Source organism: Spirosoma endophyticum (assembly GCF_900112365.1).
Classification (GTDB): Bacteria; Bacteroidota; Bacteroidia; order Cytophagales; family Spirosomataceae; genus Spirosoma; species Spirosoma endophyticum.
The window spans coordinates 4081-25183 of record NZ_FOLQ01000005.1 but is presented as its reverse complement, the minus strand read 5'-3'; the positions used below and the strand labels follow the sequence as shown (position 1 = coordinate 25183).

The window sequence follows — 21103 nt, the reverse complement described above, 5'->3', positions numbered from 1 at the left end:
GTTTATTCCGTAGCTGGCCAGAGCAAAACCGTAGCGCCGGGCATGGCGTTAGCCCTCGTTTCAGGCGTCAGTTATTTTGGTTTTCTGCTTGGCCCTCCCGCGATTGGCTATATTTCTGAGGTAACAAACCTACAGTATTCGTATGCCCTTATTGGTTGTCTGGGCCTATTAATTACGCTACTGGTTGCCAGGGTCAAAGCCATCCATTGACCTTGTTGCTTACCTATCACGGAGCAAATCTAAAGGCATACGGTTTTACAGACTAAGACAAACTAGTTCCTTGAACTAGTTTGTCTATCGCCAAAAACGCCGTGTTTGAGTAGCAGCACCATGAATCCTCCTGTGTCTCACATAGGAGCATTTTATGAGAATGTTCCTATGTGTATATCCGAGGTTATATAAACGTCTTATGGTGACCTATTCCGGACAGCATTTGTTCGAATTCGGACATTTAACCCCTATTAATCAGGCTATATTTCTGATAATCAACTATTTAATATTATTGGCACTCTATTTGTTCAACAAGTGCTAAAGAAATATATTTATTCTTAGCTAATTTGGCATGAGTCGAACCTACCTAGGCGAGTTTGAAGAGTTGGTCTTGCTCGCCGTGGCCCTGCTTCAACAACATCCAACGGGAGCTTATGGCGTCACCATTGCCGACGAACTTAAGCAACGCACCCAGCGAACCACGTCCGTGACGGGAGTACATGTGGTTTTGTATCGTCTGGAGGAAAAAGGCCTCGTTGGCTCGGAATTAGGTGGAGCTACCCTGGCCCGGGGTGGACGGCGCAAACGCTTATTCACCCTGACGGCAGCTGGTGGGCAAGTGCTTCGAGAGATGCGTCAACTCCGGATGGGATTTTGGGAGGCTTTACCCACCCCTTTCTTTTCCTAATCTATGAACAAGTCTTTCTCCGACCCAACCCCTCAGACTCCGCGCCGAACGTCGGCCCGGCCGCCCCGCTGGGCCGACCGCCTGCTCAGTTGGTTGACGCCCCCTGATCTGCTGGAAGAGTTGCAGGGAGATCTCCACGAGCAATTTGCCCAGCGAGCCCGCCAAGGCGATTCCTGGCGAGCCCGCTTCTGGTATGGCTTGGAAGCGCTGACGGTTATTCGACCCTATTACCTGCGGCGTCGAGTGGCCAGCCTGGCCAACCGGCAAAAGGAGCCCTTCCCGAACCGACGGGCTACCACCCGCCCTTACTTTACCCCTGAATACCCCTCGCCACCTTTACTTAATCCGGATATGATTCGCAGCTATGTAAAAATCGCCTGGCGCAACCTGTGGAAAAACAAACTTTTTTCAGTCGTCAATATACTGAGCTTGTCCCTGAGTATGGCCGTTGGTGTTATTCTGTTTACCGGCCTGAAAGCCACGTTTGATACCGACCATTTTCATCCAAAATTCAATCAACTCGTACGCATACTTACCCAGGAAACAACCGAGGGGGAACAAACCAACTGGGCAACCGCTCCCTTGCCCTTGGCGACTCAACTGGACAGCGTCTCCTTTGTGGAGAAAACGGTAAAAGTACGCCTGGCCGGAAAACATAACCTGCAAACCGACAGGGGGGATGTACCTATCGACATAACATTTTCAGAGCCTTCTTTTTTTGATGTGTTTGGCTTTAAACTCTTGTCAGGTACTGCACAAAGCCTTGCCAATAATTCCACCACCCTTTTGTTAACCCAAAAAACAGCCGAGAAACTATTTGGCAGCACCAATGTGGTAGGCCATACGGTTCAAGTTGAAAATTTAGGCTATTATACCGTTGGGGGAATAATCCAGGACCCGCCTTTAGAAACCCATCTGCCCATTGAGGCCATGTTATCCATTCGTGCTGCTGAACTGCTTGAAAAAAAAGGGGCAATCAGTAGTATCTCACAAGATTGGGGAGGCTTCAAGAGTTCAGCCATTTATGCTCGATTAAAATTAGGCGGTAATATAGAGCAACTTAATGCAACGCTCCAGCACTATAATCGGAAATTGGATCAAAGCAATCTTCAATTTTTGGCACAACCCATCGAAGATATTACCCCTGGAAAAATCGATCTTAAAAATAACCCCCATGCGGGCACGAGTTGGGAAGACGTAAAAACGCAGCTAGTCATCATTCTATCGTTAACCCTTTTAGCGGCTTTCAATTATATTAGTTTGGCATTGGCGCGTGCTTTCTCCCGGGCGCAAGAAGTAGGTGTTCGCAAAACTATAGGCGCCACAAGAGGACAAGTTATCGGTCAATTTTTAATGGAATCGACCCTGGTTGCCCTGTTTGCTTTGGCCTTTACCGTGCCCTGTGTTACTATTTTAGCCCACTATATACCCGATATGGATGATGTGACATTCTCCTGGGATATAACCTTACTAGTAGGCTTGATAACCTACGCCCTGATCACGGGCTTAGTCGCCGGGGCACTTCCGGCCTGGCTATTGTCAGCGTTTGAGCCTATTCAGGTTTTGCGTAAGATGAAGACTATAAAGCTGTTCCGGGGAGTTGCTGTTTACAAAGGGTTGATCGTCGTTCAATTTTCGGTGACCATCCTGTTTATGATATTGGTTATTATAGTAGCCGATTATGATCGGAAAAACAAGGCAATCATCAGCTCAACCGTGCCATCCAATGTGCTGACACTGGATTTAAAAGGTGAAAACTATCATAACATGCAAAATGAAATAAGTCAGCTAAGCCAGGTAGAAACGATTTTGGCCACGAACTGGTACTATGAGCCCATTAAACTGGGTAAAGATTCGGTAACGCTAAACGATAAAACGCTGGCAATAAATTACGTCAGTATTGACCCACGCACCATTGAAACCGAAGGTATCCGCTTACTAGCTGGGCAAAATTTTCCTAAAAATATGCCCCAACGTACGGAGCAATATGTGTTGGTGAATGAAGCTGCCGCAAAATTATTGGCATCTAAATCGGCGACCCTAGTGGGGCAAAATCTCTTACTGGACTCGGCCTCTGTACAAGTCATTGGCATCCTACCCAATGAGATTATCGGCCAACAACTCCCTTTACTTTATCGGTATTTGCCCAGTGAAATAACCACCTTGACCATAAAAATTAAGCCAAGTACAGAAGTGGAAGCGACCAAGGCCATTCAATCGGTATGGAAAGACCATTTCTCCCAGAAAACGGCCAATCTTTATAACCTAAAAAAGTATCGTTATTCAGGAGAAATCAATGGAGAAATCAGTGGAGAAATGGAAATTTTGGGAGGCTCTGCCCTGATTGTGATGATCATTGCGGCTTTAGGCATTTTAGGCATAGCCAGTTACTCGGTAGAAACGCGCACGAAAGAACTGGGTATACGAAAAATATTAGGCGCAAACAATATAAAATTGGTGTGGCTAGTTACCAGGAATTTTGGCATTCTTATGCTACTTGCCGGCCTTATTGGTGTTCCAGGGGGCTTGTTTTGTGGTGATTTACTACGAAAAGAACTGGGCAGTTATCTTGATTTGGGTCTTATCAATATAAGTATAGGCTTTATTTCGGTTGCCCTAGTCGGGCTTCTGACTGTCCTGTCCCAAACCATTCGAGCCGGGCAAATTGAACCGGTAAAGGTTTTAAAAGCCGAGTGAAAACGGTAAACAATTCATGGGTGGGTTATGACGATGACGAGACCATTAATTCCAGTTCGCGACACCATGACGAGAATGTAACGACCGACGACAAGTTGCGAGAAGAAGGACACCTGTTGCTAACAAATGTGGCTGCAGTGGTGCGGTGTAAGCGATAAGATATTGACTTGATGGCTTTATGAGGTATCTCAAGTAGGAGCGTTTTTGCGAGATACTTGCTTTTTACGATCTGTCAAACTCAATCAGTCACATACCAAATAGTACTATTTTCAGCAAGAAACCAGCTAATCAGGCTCTGTTAGTAGATTACTCTAGGGCCGTAAGCAATAAGGCTTTAACATCTGCCACTTGGCCATGCGGGACCGAACTTGCCTGCAACAGAATTCGATGATGGCCACCAGGTAGCTTAAGCTTTCCTAAACCCAGCCAGGCCCAAGGCTTTTCATACACTTCTTTCCGAGGAATCCGGTCGGGGCTGGGTTTTAGGGGCGGGTCGAAACTGGTTTGTAGGGTTTGTTGCAGCGTCTTTGTACCGGCCGTAAGGGTCAGTCGCGTGCCAAGAGCGGCTTCTCCAGCGGTGTATTGCAGGCTCATTTGATACACCCCTGGTCGCTCAACTTCAACATCCCACCAAATTGAATCAGCGGGTGACTGCCAGTTAATGAGCCAGTCATTAGCCCAGCCGTTGCCCTGTTTATAGCGCACCTTACCCGTAAAATGGGCTTCCGGGGCCTGTAACAACACTCGTCGAGCGGCCACCGGCACAGGCCGGGAAGGGCGTATCGTCTGACACACGTCCCCAAACCATCGCTCGTAGGCCGCTTGCAGTGTTCGTACCTGCTGGGGCTGCCCAGCGGCCAGATCCGTCGACTGCGAAGGATCGCCCAGCATATCGTACAAGCGGGTCTGCTCTTTTTCTAGTACCAACCGGTACTGAGAAGTTCGAATAGAACCTGGCTCAGCAGGAAGCCCACCCGCGCTCATCCCGCCAACGTGCGTGAACAGCATGCGATCAGGCAGCGTATCGGTCTGGCCCAACAGATTACCCGCCAGACTGCGGCCATCGATGGGGTTGAGGGGTACGAAGCGCAAACTACACAAGACGACTAGCGTCGGTAATAGATCGATGTGAGCGGTATTAGGCCGAATCCAGGTTTGGGGTCGTATCTTTCCCGGCCATCGCACGAACAGCGGCACGCGCACGCCACCTTCGTCGACCGATCCTTTGATGCCCTTCATCTTCCCATTGAAGCGGTGGCCGTTGGGGCCATTGTCGGTTGCAAAGACAACAATTGTGTTTTGGGTCAAACCCAGCTGGTCTAGTCTTGCCAACAGCCGTTTCACGTTATCATCCACGTTTTCAACCATGCCGTAGATACTGGCTTGCTCATCGTCCAAGCCTTTAGCCTTGTACTTATCAAAATACCGGTCGGCCACCTGGTGGGGGCTGTGGGGGGCATTGAAGGGCACATAACAGAAGAAAGGGCGGGTCTTATGCTGACTCATAAAGGTCAGCGCCGCATCGGTCAGTACGTCGGTGATAAATCCGTGGGTGGACACCATACGGTCGTTATGCTGCAAGTCGGTATCGAAGTAGTTATTCCAGTGGCCCCCGCAAAAGCCCAGAAACTCATCAAATCCCTGCCCATTGGGATCTTCAGGCGCATGTTCACCGTTGTGCCATTTGCCAAAACAGCCGGTGGCATAGCCGTTCTGGCGGAAGACCTCGGCCAGGGTGAGTTCAGTGCTCCGCATGCGTTCCCAGCCCTGGGTGACCGAAACCGTTCCGGTGCGCAGGTGGTAGCGACCCGTGAGCAGGCTGGCGCGGGTGGGGGCACAAAGCGGGCTGACAAAAAACCGCTCGAACTGGGCTCCGCTGTTGGCTAGCCGGTCGAGGGTGGGCGTTTCCACCCAGCGATTCCCATGGAGACTTAGGTCGCCCCAACCCTGGTCGTCGGTCAGGATGAACACTACGTTGGGTTTGGCAGCGGCTGGTGGCGAACTGGTAGCCGCCCCCCGTGCGATCCATGCGCCGATGAGCAGCGCAGTTATAACTATCCAATAAATGGTTTTCATCGCAGAAAAGTAGCATGTGAATCCAGGCTGGTTGATGACGATTTAGCGCTTGAGGTTTACCACGTTAAAAGAGCAATCAGCCTCTTTTGCTACTTTAAATTGTTTATTTAAGCGTCCTGGTAGGGCTGTTAACAGAAAGTGATTTTGTCTCGTATGGGATCGATTTAGCGAGAAACGTTTAGAATAAACCATTCATGTCAACCCGTCAAAAGCGGCATTCCTAAATGGGCTCACGCTATCTTTTCACCTAGTTACCATAACTTAGCCAACTAGAAAATAATAGCTTTTCGGCTACGTTAAACTCGCTCGCTTCGGATGACTGAAACCCAGATGTTGATTGACCAAACCGCCAATGCCTATCAATGGATTAATAAGCTGGTGGAGACCGTGCCGCGCGATAAGTGGACCATCATTCCTCCAACCCTAGAGTCAAGTATTGTTTGGCAGATTGGTCATTTGATTATCAGTCACTATTTCCATTCCATTATGGTGATTCGGGGCCATCAAATGGATATCCTCCAGCAACTTCCCATCCGAGACTACAGTGAGTGGTTCACCGTAGCCGTCCCTGTGCAATCCCTAGGCAAAGTAGATTCAGCAAAATTGGAAAAGCATTTACTCCTCATGCAACAAAAGTCGCTAGCGATTCTGGCGACGCTGCAGGCTTCGGAACTAGATGATCCATTGGAACCAACCCCAACGGCTCACCCCATCGCCACCACCAAACGAGAGGCCATTGATTGGAATATTAAGCACACCATGTACCACTGTGGCCAGCTTGGGCTCATCAAGCGCGTAGTGGATAAACGTCACGATTTCGGCCTACGATTAAATTAAGTTACAGACTCCTTTGTCACAAGGGGGAGCGTTATAGGGCTGCTTTGAATAGAGTGCTAGCCAAACAGGCATGGTAAGAATGATAAAACACGACCTAGTCAGCTTTGGCCTGTTCACATGGCGGGTACTTGCCATTGAAGAGGGGCAAAGAGCGCTGATTATTACCCAAGATATCGTGGAGCTGCGCTGGTATCATCAACAGTTTGTCAATATAACTTGGGCAGATTGTGCCTTGAGGCAATACCTCAATCAGGAATTCTTCCGTTCATTTAGCCCCCAGGAGCAAGCAAAAATCATTCAGGTGACAAATAAGAATATTGACAACCCGTGGTTCAATACAGCAGGGGGTCCAGATACCACCGACCACCTATTCTTACTTAGCCTGCAAGAGGCTTGCCGGTATTTTGGCGATAGCCAGGCAAAGCTGAATCATAAAGGGGGGCAAACTTGGCTCATTGACGACCCAAACAACATTAATCGACAAGCCCGCTACGGTACCGACTTGCTTGGGTGGCGGCTTCGTTCGCCGGGTTATTACGGACGAACGGGTGCGAGTATTACCAAACATGGCCATATTTATGTGCGTGGCAATGGCGTTTTCGGCAGGCCCAGAGATGGTGGTGGTATTCGTCCAGCCCTATGGTTACGGCTGGAGGATTAATGCTTGCGATGGTGTGCAATACAAATCCTTTTAATTAACTCACAAGACGCCCCCATTTTGAAGCAGATACATGAACGCTCATTCGTCTCGCACGGGAGCGTATTAAGAGATTATTACAAGCATATGATTTGGACATTCTCTGACCGTCCTAAAAAAGATAGCAAGTCCAGGTAGTGAATACAGATCAAAAAACGCTGAGTACCGTCCGAGGCCGCCGGGCGGTTGAGTTACTCATAGTCCCCCAATGGATGGTTCTAAATAGTACGTGTCAGATTATGGCTCGTATACCATAGATCTAAAAGAGACGACCAACCGTATATGTTCAGGTCCGTTTCTATACCTTGTATACTTTTTACCAAATTCATCCAAACTGATGACTATGAAACCTACTCAGACAACACCCCGCCGAGAGTTCTTTAAAAGGTCGGTAACCAGTACGCTAGCCCTAAGTGCTGGCATGCCTTTAATGGCCTCCCTGTTCACGTCACTCACATCAGAAGCGGCCACTCCTTTACAAGCTTCGCCTACGGCGGCTACGGAAAAAGAATTTCGTCAGGGCGTGATTGGTCCCGCGGAGCTTTCGCTGGTCACCAGCCAGATTGCCGTGGGCAAAGCCACCAACAAATATGCCAAGGAGTTTGCGGGCTTTGAATTGGAAGAAGCCAAGGCGGTAACCTCTGTGCTTAAAGACTTGGGCACTCCAGTACCGTCCATGAATGCTAAGGCTCAGGCTACGCTGGCCAAAATCAAGACAACGACGGGGGCTGCTTTTGACAAAGCTTATATTCAGGCACAACTCGAGAACCATGAGTTTCTGCGGGATCTAGCTCAAAATTACCTCAAGAACTCGATGGGTAAAACCAGTCCGGCTGAAAGTCAGACGCGGCACTTGGCGACCTTAGCCCTGGCCGTGTTTAAAGAACACGTTGCCTTAACTAAACAGATTTTAAGTCAGCTCGGTGGGGCGGCCTAAAGTGAGCAGGAATTCTTGTTCAAAGCCATACCCACTAGGTATGGCTTTTTTATTTACTATCACTTCAGAATTCGATGTGCGGGCTTAACAGTTATAGACGGATACTATACCGAAAAGGACTGGGGTGGATCAAGTGTCACTTACCAAGAAAAAAGCGACCAAATATCTGGCGAAAGGAGCATTACTTGAGATAGATAATGTACAAGTATGTAGTCTGACTTCGCCTGCTTTAGCTAGCACATACGAGAAATTATACACCAGTAAGACATTATTTAAAGGATGAAACCTAAAAGTATTATAAGGTCAATACCATCAATCGTTGGCGTAATCTTATGCTTTTTAGCGCATCACATATTAGCCCAGGTTAATGAACCGCTTCCAAACCGAATCAAAAGTCGTTGACCCTGTCCTCCCAGATTTTGCAGGAGCAAAGACCAATATGGATTCACTTGCCCACTGGCTATGAGGGGTCATCTAACGCCTACCCAGTATTATATCTACTGGATGGAGGAAGCCATTTCGGGTATGTAGCTGAGATGATGGAGTTTCTATCTAATCCAGAGAAAGCCCGACTGCCGTCAATGATTATTGTGGCTATTCACAATACCAATCGGACCCTAGATTTTACCCCTACTGCCTTCCCTAGGATTGGTGGAAAAGCAGCCAGGACCGGAGGCGCAACGAATTTCTTACAATTTATTAAGCAGGAACTAGTACTCTTCCAATTTAATGGTTAGATAAAAATAGTTATCTTTCCGACATGGGACAAATCGCTAAACCGTTTGTGCTGTCGGAAGCCGATCTCACAACACTTGACCAACTCGTTCTGTCCTTACCCCCTTTTGTGAGCCAGTTTTAACTGGAGTTTAAGCCGCCTGCCGGTATTCGACTGGGCAGATTGCTCATGCATACTCTACAGAATTGATCATTTCCGATAAATAGATGGAAAGTATACTACATTCCACAATGGAATACTCCCTTTACATAATCTTAGTGGCTGTTGCAAAAGTCTTATCGGCCATTGGCTACCCCGCAGAGAGGCCACTTTAGGGATGGTTTTTCCACCGAAAACAAGGGGGTTAGCTAGGCGTTTAGAATCCAGTCAGACTTTTGCAACAGCCACTGCGCTTATGTTAAGTAGTTGCCTGTACTCCCTATTTATTGAGCAATAAGGAATCTACTTCAAAGTGAGTTGTCGGCTGTCTCTGACGCTTTCGTAGAGCTTTCTTCATGCGTCGTGAATATTGCGGCACAATATAGCCTGTCACCTTTAGCTCAGGTAAAGTGAGGGGATCAAGTTGTAGACTGATATTTATTACCTGTTGGTCATCAACGTGTACCTCGCGAGGAAGATAGCCAATCGCGCTAACGACAAGTTGCTGTTCACCGGGTGAAAGTTTGACCCTATACTGACCATTGGCATCGGAATAAGTGCCGAACGAAGTGCCATTAATGGAGATTAGCACATCAGCTAGTTTGGTTGAGCTTCCCTCCACGGTCACGGTTCTGTCCTTACCCCCTTTTGTGAGCCAGTTTTAACTGGAGTTTAAGCCGCCTGCCGGTATTCGACTGGCGTCATAAACTTCAATGACTGATGAGGTCGCTCCGTATTATATTCGACCAACCACTCATCCACCGTTCGGCGCACATGCGCCAGACTCCTAAACATATTGGCATTTAACACTTCTCGACGGAACGTACCATTGAAGCGTTCGATGTAGGCATTCTGAGTCGGTTTACCCGGCTCGATCCAATGTAGAACTACTTCCTTATCTGCACACCAATCCTGCAAAGCCTGACTGATAAACTCAGGGCCATTATCACTCCTTAACCGCTCCGGTTTGCCGGAGCGGTCCACTAACCGATCCAGTAGCCGAGTGACTCGCTGGGCGGGTAGAGAATAATCTACTTCGACACCTAAGGCTTCCCGGTTATAATCGTCAATCACATTCAGCGTCCGAAATTTACGGCCGTCGGTTAGGCTATCGGACGTAAAGTCCAGCGACCAGCACTGGTTACAAGCTGTCGCTTTGGTCAAGGGTTGCCGGACGGCCTCAGGTAACCTCTTTTTTAACTTACGTGGTAAATTGAACCCGCTCAGTCGATACAAGCGTCTAACCCGCTTATGATTAGCCATTTCACCTTGCTTACGCAATTTGCGGTGAATCTTTAACAAGCCCCAATGCTTATAGCGATTGGCTAGCTGTTTGATCCGGCCTTGCAACTCCTTATCTTTTTCACTAACAGCCACTGGTTCCACCAAGGCGTTACGACTGAGACCTACCCAACGGCAGGCTTTGCGTTGACTGATCTTCTTTTCAGTTATCACCCACTTGGTCAACGCTCTGCGCTCGGTAGGCCCTACCACTTTTTTTGCAAGGCCTCTTTGAAGATATCGTTTTGCAAACTTAGTTCGGCATACATCCGCGCGGGCGGCCCCGTTCTTGAGTCGCCGATTTTCTTCTTCGAGGTCTTTTAACCGTTTGACTTCTGAAGCCTGCATACCGCCGAATTTGGCTTTCCATCCGTAAAAGGTGGCTTCACTAATGCCGTGCTCCCGGCTGATTTGAGCGACGCCGGGCCGCCGGAGCGGTTTGTCCGCTGTCCTGCTGTTTGAGAATCGCCACAATCTGCGATTCGGTGAATCGTGCTGCTTTCATTTCCCTTTTATAAACCTGTGAAAGTTAGTTTTTTTTACTCTACTTTTCACTGGCTCACTTTTAGGGGTTCAGGACAAGCGCATCCAGCAAGCCATCTTAATTAATCCGGATGGGTTTCAGCCCATGCGCCTGTCTTTTTCGCTGTTGCGCTACTACCAGTTAGCCGCCTCATCGCCCCAGACGGACGCGCTACGGACGTTTCTGCGGCAGGCGGTGTATAGTCATTTAGATCCGCCACTGCCTGATCAGGCGGAGCAGTTGCTGATAGCCTTTCATCGGCATGCGCTGGATACGTTTGAGTTTAGTTCGTGGTGGAGTCCACCGCTGGCTAAACAGGAGTTAGGCCGGGTAGCCCCCCGGTTTGATATGTTGTTAGGGGCTCAGGATCGTTTCTTCCCGTATCAGGCGACCCTGGAGCGGGCGCGTCGGTATTTGCCTTCGTTGGGCAGTGTGACGGTGCTACCCCGGATGGGTCATGGCCTGCAGACCTCGGTTCAAGCAATGCACAGTCTGGAAGCGTTGCTGAGTTATAGTCGGCACTAGGTGTAGGGAGACAAGTCCTCGAAGCGCCTGAGCGGAGGGGTTTGTGGGGTTATCTGGCCTTAAGTAGAACGAGGTCTCAGTAATAGCTAGACGGTCTTTTTGCTTGCTGGATAGCCGACCCCTACTTACTCAATTTTCATAAAGGAATGCTATCGTTGAGCAAACGATTTTTACCATCAGCTCTACTGGGATGGTTAGTCCTACTAGTCATTCATTTATTGAGGGGTTCACAAGATGATTACACACCTATAATTTGGCTCTTTGCTGAGTGCACCCTCTTTCTCAGAACGCGGTCCCCACCGACGTGGAACGGGACATTGTTCCTTAATTTTTATGTCCACTAAAAGGGAGCAAGTTCAGATAAGAGAGATTCATTAAAATCGGACCAATTGCTACCCTTTTTCAATCCTGTTTTATCCTTTTTTGCTTACAAATAGTTATAGGTCTAGCCAGGACAGGGTGGTGGTACACGACTGGATTGGTTAGGCCCGGTCACTTTAACCGGGCCGACTACTTTAGTCCGCAACGCCACTCATTTGAGGAAAAACCAAGTCCCTTCATAAGTAAAAATTAACCGCAAAAAAGCCACACCTAATGAGATGTGGCTAAGGGGTATATCAAGCCGGTTGCAAGTTGGCGACCGATTCCAGCATATGGCAGGGCTTAAAAACTTTATTACCAAGCACTAACCACAGCCTGATCGGCTTTAAGCGTTAATCGGATTTTAGGGGAATCTAATGCCTGTTTGGCTAAAGCTTTATAAATCCCTTTGACGGCCTCTTCAAGGCGGCTCCAGCCTGTTTCGCTACGCAGGTCGATGCCCATCATTGTCCGGTCGTTCTGCGCCTGGATGGTCAGAAATGATAGCGCACCCAGTATCACGGCCGAGATCGCCTGGTGATCACCGCCCTCAAGGAAGGCCAGTTGCTGGGTTAGCCGGGTCAACTCAGCATCCAGACTGGTGCTGATGGTTTCAGCCAGTGGCTCTTTTTCGGTGACGGCAGCCTTAAGCAACTCTCGGGAAGCCCGGGAGGCCCGCATCCGCCGAAAAAGTTGTAAGGCCTGACCTGACCAGATAGGCGCTAAGGCTGCGGGGCTAGTGGGCTGAATCTGGTCCAGCCAGGCGGGGTCGTAATGAGGGACGATACGGCCCATCTTGACATAGTATTCCAATAATCCTTCCAGGCCACCAAAATACCGGTATATAAGCACTTTACTGACATTAGCTTTCTCGGCAATAGCCCCTATACCAACCCCTGGCAAGCCTTTCTGAGCTAATAGTTGTTCTAAAGCGTCTACAATACGTTGGGAGGTGTCAGCTCGGTTGCGCTGTAGTTTTTCCATGAACAGGTTGAGTAAATCATCATATTTAAGTTATTAGACTCTTTAAGTTCATTAAGGTCACTAATGTTTTAAAATAATTAATCTTCATTACCTCCTAAGAGATAATAATTCCTACGTAGTAACACACATAGTAACACAAATTGCAGAGCAGATGGCTACCTAATTAGCCAAGCTGGTGAGGGTAACATAGACGCTATTGGTTAAGGAAGGTTAAGCCACCGATGGCTGACACAATCTCCCAACTCCCCTAAAGCTAGTCAGGCACCCATTATTTAGCCTTGTCAATCAGCCAGACGCCAAAAATCTTTATGGATAAGGATTAGCACAATTATGTCTTAAATTGTAACTATGAGCGCAGGCTAACCAAAAGCAATACTTAGTACATTGACCCCATACTTTGTCCGCTCATTGGCGATGGATTCAAGTGGGATCATGTTCGCCGAAGGCTTATTGAACCAGCTGGGAAGTATATTCTCTAAAAAGTGCATCAGCTGAGGTTGGCCATCCAGCTTGACCAACTCAACTGACTCGAACCACCTGATGTCGACAAGCTGGGCCGCTTTGGGTTTTGGGTGATTAGGATAGCTTAAGAAGGCTTCCTTCTGGTCCGGAGTCAGGAAATGGATACAGATCTGTTGAGGAGCGTCTGTAAAAGTTGGGTATGTATACTGGTACATACCAAGGGGGGGATATATAGACAGCAAGTTCATATAATCTAGTTGATCAAAATGTATTAAATAGATTTATACGTATTTTGTTAAAACTATTTATTTACTAATTAGTAATAGTGATTATTAAATGTAGATTCTTGGTCAATTTAAATAATATTCGGTAACATATGGTTAGTAAGGTATTGATTAGGCAAGACAATGAGCTTACCCTCGGTTTGCACGTCTGGGTATTAATAAGTAAAGAATTATTTCACTAGAGAAGGCGTTACCGCATCCTTATCCAGATGCCATACGCCACTCAGAAAACAGCTTTATCAATCAATCTTTGTCGTTCACTACCAATTCTCCGCCGTTCACTACTTTAGAAAATAGACAAAAGTCCGAATAACTAGCTTTGTGATAGTATCTCTGATCAAGCTGCTCAGCCAGCAACTATCAGCCTATTCGATTTCCTTCCTCTATGCCTGGACCCTAATGGTTCAGGCTTTTTTAATTTTCGCTCCTTTCGACTTCCTGTTTGTTGTCTACGTTTGCTCACTTCATAATCCCATAACAGCTAAAGACGGGCCTGGTTGCCGTACGGGTGCCGAGATCATTAGTTAGTTTCAGCTTATATCAAGTGTTCAGTCGCATTTTACATAATTTCTGGACATTCTACTTTCAAGCACCCGGCAGTTACTGATTGAAGTATTGTGTTTCGTGTAGGAGCGTAATACGAGATTAAGTCAATAATCTTTTAATAGCTTCTCAGCTACCTGAACGTTTGGTACTTTAGGAAGTAAAGTACCAAACGTTCTCGATCCTTTTTCAAACTTCGGAGCTTCTACTTTTAAATCTTATTTGTAACCATTTTTAAGTTTTTATAAATATTTATTTACTATTTTTGCCTGTATCTATTATCTTTTGTAAAACCATCTTACGATACGTTCGTGAAGTCAAATGGAATATTGTATTGTGTACATCAGTGCGTCAAAAGGATTATTTTCCGAAGTACAATTAACCAGCATCCTGGAACACAGTCGACAAAGCAACAGCTTGTTAGGCATTACGGGGGTTATGCTGTACTTCAATGGGTCTATCATCCAAGTCTTGGAAGGGGAGGAAGAACAAGTGAAAACGTTGTACAATACGATTAGACAAGACCCTCGGCATACCAGCATTATCCAGTTCTTCAGTCATCCGATCGAGAAACGCTCCTTTTCCGAGTGGTCAATGGGTTATATAAGTTTATCAACTAATGAGCTTGGCCGTATAAAAGATCAAGTTCCCTTCATTGGTGATCCAACCTTACCAGCATTGAAGCAGGATAATGTCATTCTATCTGTATTACAGACATTCTATTTAAATAATTACCGCAACTGAGATTAAAAAAAGGATTTTCTATTCCTGTGCGAAGCGGGGTTAAAATGCAAGCAGGTGGTATACACTACGAGTGTTCGTGTTGTCTTGGCGTCATGCTACTGTTTGTACTATTCTAGGAAGTACGAAAAGTAGACAATGTCGAATGAAACGCCCGAATTTTAGGCACACTTTCGTCTCCTGTGGGAGGGTTTAATGAGAACGGGATAGATTTGTCCCGTTTCCTACTGTAAGCGAAATAGCCATTAGGAGAGGCCAGCTCGAATGTGTAGTTTATCGGGATTGCGCATGTATAACAAGCGAGTGATTTGAGTAGCATTACAACCAATGTAGGTCATCGAGTCCAGCTCACCGGTGTTTCGGTGAAAAATCAGGGAACCAGGTTGCCCATTGACAAAAGCGGGTCGGTGGACATATCCTTCACCCTGATTTTCTGCCAACTGCATCACACCTAACAAAAAACGTAACACCTTCTGAAGACCAAACAGGGGCTTGAGGCCAGCGGCCCGTTTGCCTCCTCCATCGCTGAATAAGTCAATATCGGATCGAAGTAACTCATTGAGTGAATCGCGATCCTGCTGCTGTAAAGCCACCAAGAACGCCTGCGTAAGGGCAAGCTGGGTCGCGGGCTCTACTAACTGAGGTTTGTCACAAGTCAGTTTTGTCCGCGCCCGGTGCAACAGCTGGCGGCAGTTGTCGGCCGAGAAGCCGGTGAGTTGAGCGATACTACGGTAATCTTCCGAAAAGCTTTCCCGCAGGATAAATACCGCTCGTTCCATCGGATTAAGCCGTTCCAAGAGAAACAGCAGGCCGTATTCTAGGGTCGGCGGTTGTTCCGCATCCAGAGTGATATAGGGTTCGGGTAGCCAGGGACCTGGGTAGCTTTCCTGTTGCTTCTTTAGCTCCTGAAGCCGGTTAATACTTTTGTTAATCGTCATGCGTCCCAGGTAGGCTCTTGCATCCTTGACGCTATCCACCGACATCCATTTTTCGTATACATCCTGAACGATGTCTTCCGCTTCTTCAATCCTACCCAGCATATCATAGGCAATCCGAAACAGGTAAGGACGGAGCTGAAGGATTTGCGTTGTGATCACCATAAGCAGTTAAACGATGGGCAACAGGGCCAGTTATTTTATTTACACCGTAGCGGCTACTTCAGTAGCATCAGGAATGGCTTTTTTCTGCGCTATTTCACAGATCATGTCGGAGTGAATATTGAGACCAATATTACCCATGTTGTAGTAAAATTCAGAGGCTACAATCCAGACAATCTCACAGATTGAGCGCTCGTCATAATGCTGCGCCAATTTAGCGAACAGCTCGGTTTCCATCTGGCGGTCCCGGGTTAGTCGGGTGACAAAATCGAGCAACACCTTTTCTTTTTCCGAAAATAGTGAACTGCGAGCATAGTCAGGTAAGGCATCAAACTTAGCCTGATTCATGGCGGCCATGATGGAGTAAGCCCGGCCCATATCGATACAGAAAAGGCAAACATTGAGTTGAGCCACCCGTTCCCGAACCAGCATAACCGTTTCGGCAGGAAGTTTGAGCTTTTTGTCGAGCTGGGCAATTTTACCGGAGAACGAGCCAAAGGCGACGGGGAGCCGAACGGCCATCACTTTCAGGGGGGTGACGACTTTACCGAAGCGTTTTCGGGTGAAGAAATAAAGTAGTTTCCAGAGTAAGCTCTTGGGCTTTTCAATAGGAGTCAGAAACGGGGTATCCATTGGCGTTAGCGTTTTAAGCTAAGACCGGCTACCACTCGTTTTGTGACAACATAGATCAAGTTTTTTCAATCCGTATCATACGGATTGAGCCGCGGTGGCGGACCACTGGTCAGATATTAAAGTCAGCCTTTTTTGAGAAAGCCGTTGAAAAGAGTCCCCAGTGAAGCAACCAACTTTGCCTCATAGAAGAGAGGTAGAGGCAACACCAAACCTCATCGAGTGCTAACATCAAACAGTTGGCTCACTGACCAGTAAAATGGCTTAATAGCCCCCTTGATTTGTCGCATTCCGCATGGGTTCCTTTCCTAAAGCAGTCCTAGCTTTGTGACCGTCAATCAACAAGATGAGAAAGTTAGTTGTATTCGCCCACATCTCCCTAGATGGCTTTGCCGCCGACAGCCACGGCGACTTGGGTTTCTTATCCTACAATCAGGAGCTCCAACAATTCGCCGATGAACTGGTAAAAACCGTAGGCACGTCGATTTATGGCAAGCGTACCTATCAGTTAATGGCAGGCTACTGGCCTACCGTTCTAGCCGATCCAACGGCCAGCCAACCCGAACTTGACCATGCCCGATGGGTGGAGCAGATTCCCAAAATCGTTTTTTCCACTACCCTGCCCAGTGTGGACTGGCTTAACACGAGGTTGATCAAAGACAACGTAGTTGATCAGATCACCCAACTCAAACAGCAACCCGGCAAAGACCTGGTGATTTTCGGCAGCCCTGGCCTAGCCAAAAGTTTCATGAATCTGGGCCTGATTGATGAATACAAGTTAACGCTGCATCCGGTCCTGCTTGGGGCAGGGATCCGGCTATTTGACAGCTCTTCCCCCATCAATAAGTTGAGGTTATTAGCCTCAAAAACGCTCGCTTCGGGGTAGTGACGCTGCATTATGCGGCTCAATAACCACCTAGAAAAGGCCCCTTAAGCTGTACCCATTGTCTGGTCATCACTTATCGCCTTTTACGCTATTCATTGATCCATTATGAGCGCCGTTGAGAATAAACAATTGTTGGAAAAGATTTTCTCTGAATTAGCCAAGGGCAATGATCAGCCCTTTCTGGACGCGATGGCCTAGGATATGCAATGGAGGTGGATGGGCAGTGGTCAATGGGCAAAGACCTTTCAGGGAAAACAGGCCGTAGTGAATGAGCTATGAGGGTCGGTGAAGACGACTTTGCGTCCCCCTTATAAGGCGACTGCTAGGCATATTATAGCGGAAGGGGAGTACGTGGTGGTCGAAGCAATGGGTAATAACATGACGCCTGATGGCAAGCTGTATAACAATCGCTACTGCTGGGTATGTTGTATGGGAGATGGTAAACTACGGGCGATCAATGAGTATATGGATACGGAACTGGTGACCAATACCTTTCAGCAGTAGCTTTAATTCTGACATGATTCAATGAAACATCAACAAATGGGGCGTGGGGGTTGCACAACGCCTAAAGTAGTCGCCAATGGCCCTCCTAACTGGCGCTAATACCGCTGAGGTGAGAAATCTGTCCCGTTTAACGTTGTCCCACCAAGAACCGAACGGCAAACAACTATGAATAGCATCAATAACCCCATGGCCGGACTTGAACTGGCCCAAATTGGCTGGGTAGTCCCCGATATTCACGCTACGGTAAAATTCCTGACCAACGTTTTAGGCATCGCTGGCTTTCCTAAGCCTGAACAGGTTCGCGCTCAGGATCTGAGCATGACCTATTACGGCCAGGTCGTAGGCGGTGAATGGCTGACCACCCAGACCTATAACGGAGGCGTATTCATCGAACTCATCCAGCGTGTTTCGGGCCAAAGCATGTTCCATGACTACCTCGCCCACTATCCGGCCGGCGGCACTCAGCATCTGGCCTACCGTTTGCCCGTTGGCGATTTTGACAGAGTCACCAGCGAATTGCGCCAACAAGGTTATGAACTCATTAGCCAAGTCGACCATCCCATTGCGCGGATGGCTTTCTTCAACACCTACCAAGTGTTGGGCGTTGTCACCGAGATCATGGGCATCACGCCAGAAGGATGGGTCGCTATCGAACAAATGCAGCAGCCAACGTAGAAATGGGTGTATGCGGTCACGACTAGAAAATCAGCTTCTCGCGAAATGGAGCGTTTATGTAAGACAGTATTTCTTTAATACCTGTCAAATACAATTCGTCGCGTACGGATACGGATGGACGGGAACGTGAATCAATGAACTTAGGCCCAGGTCTGAAAGCCAATCAGGCCCCAAACGCCCAGGTAACCCACAACTACCATAGCTGAACTGGTCGCCACACTCATAAACAGCCAGTCAAACCGACCTGAAATCTGCTTGTATCTGCCCAGCAGGCTAGCCAAAGCCCCCAAGGCGGCCAGCGGACCCAGTACTGAGGTGACAAAGACCGTCATCGACTGGGGTGAAACCACACCCAGATGATTGCCCTCCCCATTTAGTAGGATGAGCATCACCACATAGCTGAGTCCATACACAAACAAACTGATTCGAACCGGCAGCGCACTCAGCCGACGGCCTTTTCGCCATAGCCAGACCCCGCGGCCAAGCCAGCCAAAACCCAGCAAAACGCAAAGGCCAATTATCAGTAAGCATACATGGCCCAGCGCTACGGGCAACCAGGCACCCAATGCCGAGGTTTTGGTGGCCGTGTTCGCCTGGATACCCGCCCCAAAGGCGCGAACTAACACGGCTTCGTGACGATCATCCTGCACCAGGGTTAGCTCCGGGGTGTAGCCCTGTTTTTCCAGCCGCAGTGCCCGATGGGCCCCAATGGGACGCAGCCGTACCGGGTTACTGCCCAACCCATCATAAAACACCAGCTTGCCTTCTTCCTCGGAAATACGCAGCAGATCCGTCAAACCCAGAAACCAGCCCGTTTTAGCGATCCGAAAATGACTTGGCCGGTAATAGCCAAGCCAGGTTTGTTTTTGAGCCGCTGACAAGGGGTATTCCGGGGGGAGTTGTGCGGGGATGTCTTGCAGGACCAGCTTTAAAATAGCATCTCGGAGCTTGAAGAAGGCTGGACCGTCGGTGTTGATCAGGAAGATAATGCCCCGGTTGAGACCCGACTGGTAGAGATAGTGCGCTCGTAAACCAATGCCCGCTCCGTCATGCCCATGCAGCAGATGGCCCTGGTAAGCCGTAATGAAGTTATGGAGGCCATACCCCTGTTGACTACCCGCCCGGTTGGCTAAGGACGTGGTTGGCGTTTCCATCCGATCCACCAAGGCCGGTGACAGCAGTTGTTGCCCCTGGAAGGAGCCCCGCCCCATCAGCATCTGGACAAAGGGCATCAACTCCAAAGCCGAGATGTTAAGACCCCCCGACGGTCTGGCCAGCAGGTACCAGTAGGGCGCTTCCTGCTGGTCCTTGCCCACGTAACCCGTCGCCAGGTCGGTCAGGGCCGCCCCGTCCCGGTGAAAGGTGGCCCGCTTCATGCCCAGGGGGGTAAAGATGCGCTGGCGCACGAAAGACTCAAATTCATGCCCCGTTTTGGTTTCAATGATGCGGGCGACCACGGGTGGCGCCGCGTTGCTGTAGGCCATAAACGTACCAGGGCGCCACCGGGTCCGCCGGGCTTGTGGGTCAATGGTGAAGCCTTCCTGGAGGGAAATGGTGGGGTTGTTATAGGCGTAGGCTTTCATGGACCAGTCGTCAAAGCCCGCGGTGTGTTCCAGCAAGTAAGCGATGCGGACGGGGTCAGTGGTTTGCCAGGGATTGTCGATTGGAATGTCGGGAACCAGTTTTTTCACCTCGTCGGTAAGGGCCAGTTTTCCCTGTTGAACCAGCATCAGGGTGGCCACGGCGACCAGGCTCTTGGTAATGGAGGCCACCGGGAAGAGTGTTTGGGCGGTAACGGGCGTCTTGGTCTTGAGGTTCCTCAGCCCGGCATTACGTTGATAAAGCAGGGAGTCTTTGGTAAAGATCAAAACCTGAAGTCCCGGTATGTGATGGGCTTTCTGAAGGCTGTCAATCTGAAAGGAGAGTTTGTCAACCGGGAGCGCCGCGGCCGCATGTTGGGCGGACGCGTCTAGCCAGGCCATCAGCAGCCATAAAGGGGTTAGGAGCGAAAAGAGCCGTTTTAGCATATGGATAAGTTATGGTTGTCAACGCAGGGAGGTGAGCCAACGAGGAAGCGGACACAAGTTAAGGGACGCTCAAGTAACGCGGATACTTCCTCCATAAAAAGTAAGGGGATAGGCGCTGAATTTGTAGCGCTAGGCTGGCAAAGACGAGTCAAACCCAATTGAGTTTTGCGCCCGATTAACGGTAGTCACAAGTTATCAACGCAAATGGCTTATAGCCATTTGCTTACTCAAATCAATAGCTTAATTGGAGGGTATTTTGAGAATGTACTAATTTATGATAGTCGTCCAAAATTTAAGTAGCATACCTACACTGCACGCCCAGACCTGTACCAACTGGTCATTCATTCGTTAAAACTGGTCAATGACATGCTTATCCCAATAAGTACTGACACGGACCCATTGACTACCAGCCCAGGTAGCCTTCGGGTGTTACGCCCTTCAGCCGAAGGTAAACCATGCACTGCCCGCGATGGTGGATAATGTGATTGTCCATTGCGTACAGATACCGCCAGTTGGGAATTTTACCCCCCACAAACTCCGCCTGCTCGAAAAGTTTCTCGTCGGG

21 protein-coding genes and 1 pseudogene are annotated in these 21103 nt (G+C 48.5%); 13 read left to right on the top strand and 9 right to left on the bottom strand.

All coding sequences use genetic code 11. The annotated features are described in order from the left end of the window. The 3 genes and pseudogenes from BM202_RS37795 to BM202_RS14665 form a co-directional block, all read left to right on the top strand. Positions 1–210 (top strand): annotated as a pseudogene (locus BM202_RS37795) (MFS transporter); the annotation flags it as partial. Positions 211–562: 352 nt separating this feature from the next. Next, positions 563–898, top strand: coding sequence for a PadR family transcriptional regulator (locus BM202_RS14670; protein ID WP_093827337.1), 336 nt, complete (start codon positions 563–565; stop codon positions 896–898). 3 nt (positions 899–901) lie between these two features. Continuing rightward, entirely contained in the window at positions 902–3595 is a 2694-nt protein-coding gene (locus tag BM202_RS14665; RefSeq protein WP_218160559.1) for an ABC transporter permease, read from the top strand. A 306-nt stretch (positions 3596–3901) separates the two neighbouring features. Here BM202_RS14665 and BM202_RS14660 read toward each other — a convergent pair whose 3' ends face one another. Continuing rightward, positions 3902–5671 (bottom strand): arylsulfatase, encoded by a 1770-nt coding sequence (locus tag BM202_RS14660; protein WP_093827335.1) that lies wholly within the window; start codon positions 5669–5671, stop codon positions 3902–3904. Between the two features lie 315 nt (positions 5672–5986). Between BM202_RS14660 and BM202_RS14655 the strand changes: the two genes are divergently transcribed. The 4 genes from BM202_RS14655 (at position 5987) to BM202_RS39065 (ending at position 8879) form a co-directional block, all read left to right on the top strand. Continuing rightward, positions 5987–6508, top strand: a complete 522-nt coding sequence (locus BM202_RS14655) for a DinB family protein (RefSeq protein ID WP_093827333.1) — start codon at positions 5987–5989, stop codon at positions 6506–6508. Between the two features lie 79 nt (positions 6509–6587). Further along, complete coding sequence (locus BM202_RS14650) at positions 6588–7169, top strand: DUF6273 domain-containing protein (protein ID WP_218160557.1); 582 nt, start codon at positions 6588–6590, stop codon at positions 7167–7169. Between the two features lie 379 nt (positions 7170–7548). Then, positions 7549–8142 (top strand): DUF4142 domain-containing protein, encoded by a 594-nt coding sequence (locus BM202_RS14645; RefSeq protein ID WP_177236593.1) that lies wholly within the window; start codon positions 7549–7551, stop codon positions 8140–8142. A gap of 398 nt (positions 8143–8540) precedes the next feature. After that, positions 8541–8879: an alpha/beta hydrolase gene (locus BM202_RS39065; protein WP_093827327.1), complete on the top strand. Its 339-nt coding sequence runs from the start codon at positions 8541–8543 to the stop codon at positions 8877–8879. Positions 8880–9296: 417 nt separating this feature from the next. On the opposite strand, the gene BM202_RS14635 is transcribed toward BM202_RS39065, so the two are convergent. Beyond that, the gene (locus BM202_RS14635) at positions 9297–9638 is read right to left on the bottom strand and encodes a carboxypeptidase-like regulatory domain-containing protein (protein ID WP_262507690.1); all 342 of its coding nucleotides are present in this window, start codon (positions 9636–9638) and stop codon (positions 9297–9299) included. A gap of 50 nt (positions 9639–9688) precedes the next feature. After that, positions 9689–10690 carry an IS3 family transposase gene (locus tag BM202_RS14630; protein ID WP_245776688.1) on the bottom strand — a complete coding sequence of 334 codons (1002 nt, stop codon included), beginning with the start codon at positions 10688–10690 and terminating at the stop codon, positions 9689–9691. A 235-nt stretch (positions 10691–10925) separates the two neighbouring features. On the opposite strand from BM202_RS14630, the gene BM202_RS14625 reads away from it, so the two are divergent. Continuing rightward, positions 10926–11345: a hypothetical protein gene (locus tag BM202_RS14625; protein ID WP_093827322.1), complete on the top strand. Its 420-nt coding sequence runs from the start codon at positions 10926–10928 to the stop codon at positions 11343–11345. A 675-nt stretch (positions 11346–12020) separates the two neighbouring features. Here BM202_RS14625 and BM202_RS14620 read toward each other — a convergent pair. Together BM202_RS14620 and BM202_RS14615 are read right to left on the bottom strand one after the other, a co-directional pair. Beyond that, positions 12021–12689 carry a TetR/AcrR family transcriptional regulator gene (locus BM202_RS14620; protein WP_093827320.1) on the bottom strand — a complete coding sequence of 223 codons (669 nt, stop codon included), beginning with the start codon at positions 12687–12689 and terminating at the stop codon, positions 12021–12023. Positions 12690–13048: 359 nt separating this feature from the next. Further along, complete coding sequence (locus tag BM202_RS14615) at positions 13049–13366, bottom strand: hypothetical protein (protein ID WP_143100694.1); 318 nt, start codon at positions 13364–13366, stop codon at positions 13049–13051. Between the two features lie 390 nt (positions 13367–13756). On the opposite strand from BM202_RS14615, the gene BM202_RS36665 reads away from it, so the two are divergent. Both BM202_RS36665 and BM202_RS14610 read left to right on the top strand, forming a co-directional pair. After that, the gene (locus BM202_RS36665) at positions 13757–13963 is read left to right on the top strand and encodes a hypothetical protein (protein WP_143100693.1); all 207 of its coding nucleotides are present in this window, start codon (positions 13757–13759) and stop codon (positions 13961–13963) included. 336 nt (positions 13964–14299) lie between these two features. Continuing rightward, a complete protein-coding gene (locus tag BM202_RS14610; RefSeq protein WP_093827316.1) occupies positions 14300–14722 on the top strand; it encodes a BLUF domain-containing protein in 423 nt (140 codons plus the stop codon). A gap of 242 nt (positions 14723–14964) precedes the next feature. Here the strand turns inward: BM202_RS14610 and BM202_RS14605 are convergent, their stop codons facing one another. Continuing rightward, the gene (locus tag BM202_RS14605; protein ID WP_093827313.1) at positions 14965–15819 is read right to left on the bottom strand and encodes a sigma-70 family RNA polymerase sigma factor; all 855 of its coding nucleotides are present in this window, start codon (positions 15817–15819) and stop codon (positions 14965–14967) included. Positions 15820–15858: 39 nt separating this feature from the next. Further along, positions 15859–16449, bottom strand: coding sequence for a carboxymuconolactone decarboxylase family protein (locus tag BM202_RS14600; protein ID WP_093827312.1), 591 nt, complete (start codon positions 16447–16449; stop codon positions 15859–15861). Between the two features lie 343 nt (positions 16450–16792). Here BM202_RS14600 and BM202_RS14595 point away from each other — a divergent pair, with 343 nt between their 5' ends. The 3 genes from BM202_RS14595 (at position 16793) to BM202_RS14585 (ending at position 18511) form a co-directional block, all read left to right on the top strand. Beyond that, positions 16793–17332, top strand: a complete 540-nt coding sequence (locus BM202_RS14595; RefSeq protein ID WP_093827311.1) for a dihydrofolate reductase family protein — start codon at positions 16793–16795, stop codon at positions 17330–17332. Between the two features lie 297 nt (positions 17333–17629). Beyond that, on the top strand, positions 17630–17836 hold the full coding sequence (locus tag BM202_RS38225; protein ID WP_245776669.1) for a nuclear transport factor 2 family protein: 207 nt from the start codon (positions 17630–17632) through the stop codon (positions 17834–17836). 165 nt (positions 17837–18001) lie between these two features. Continuing rightward, positions 18002–18511 (top strand): VOC family protein, encoded by a 510-nt coding sequence (locus tag BM202_RS14585; protein WP_093827309.1) that lies wholly within the window; start codon positions 18002–18004, stop codon positions 18509–18511. 140 nt (positions 18512–18651) lie between these two features. On the opposite strand, the gene BM202_RS14580 is transcribed toward BM202_RS14585, so the two are convergent. Then, on the bottom strand, positions 18652–20538 hold the full coding sequence (locus tag BM202_RS14580; protein WP_093827307.1) for a serine hydrolase domain-containing protein: 1887 nt from the start codon (positions 20536–20538) through the stop codon (positions 18652–18654). 403 nt (positions 20539–20941) lie between these two features. Continuing rightward, a partial coding sequence (locus BM202_RS14575) for a DinB family protein (RefSeq protein ID WP_218160566.1) occupies positions 20942–21103 on the bottom strand: 162 nt, incomplete at its 5' end.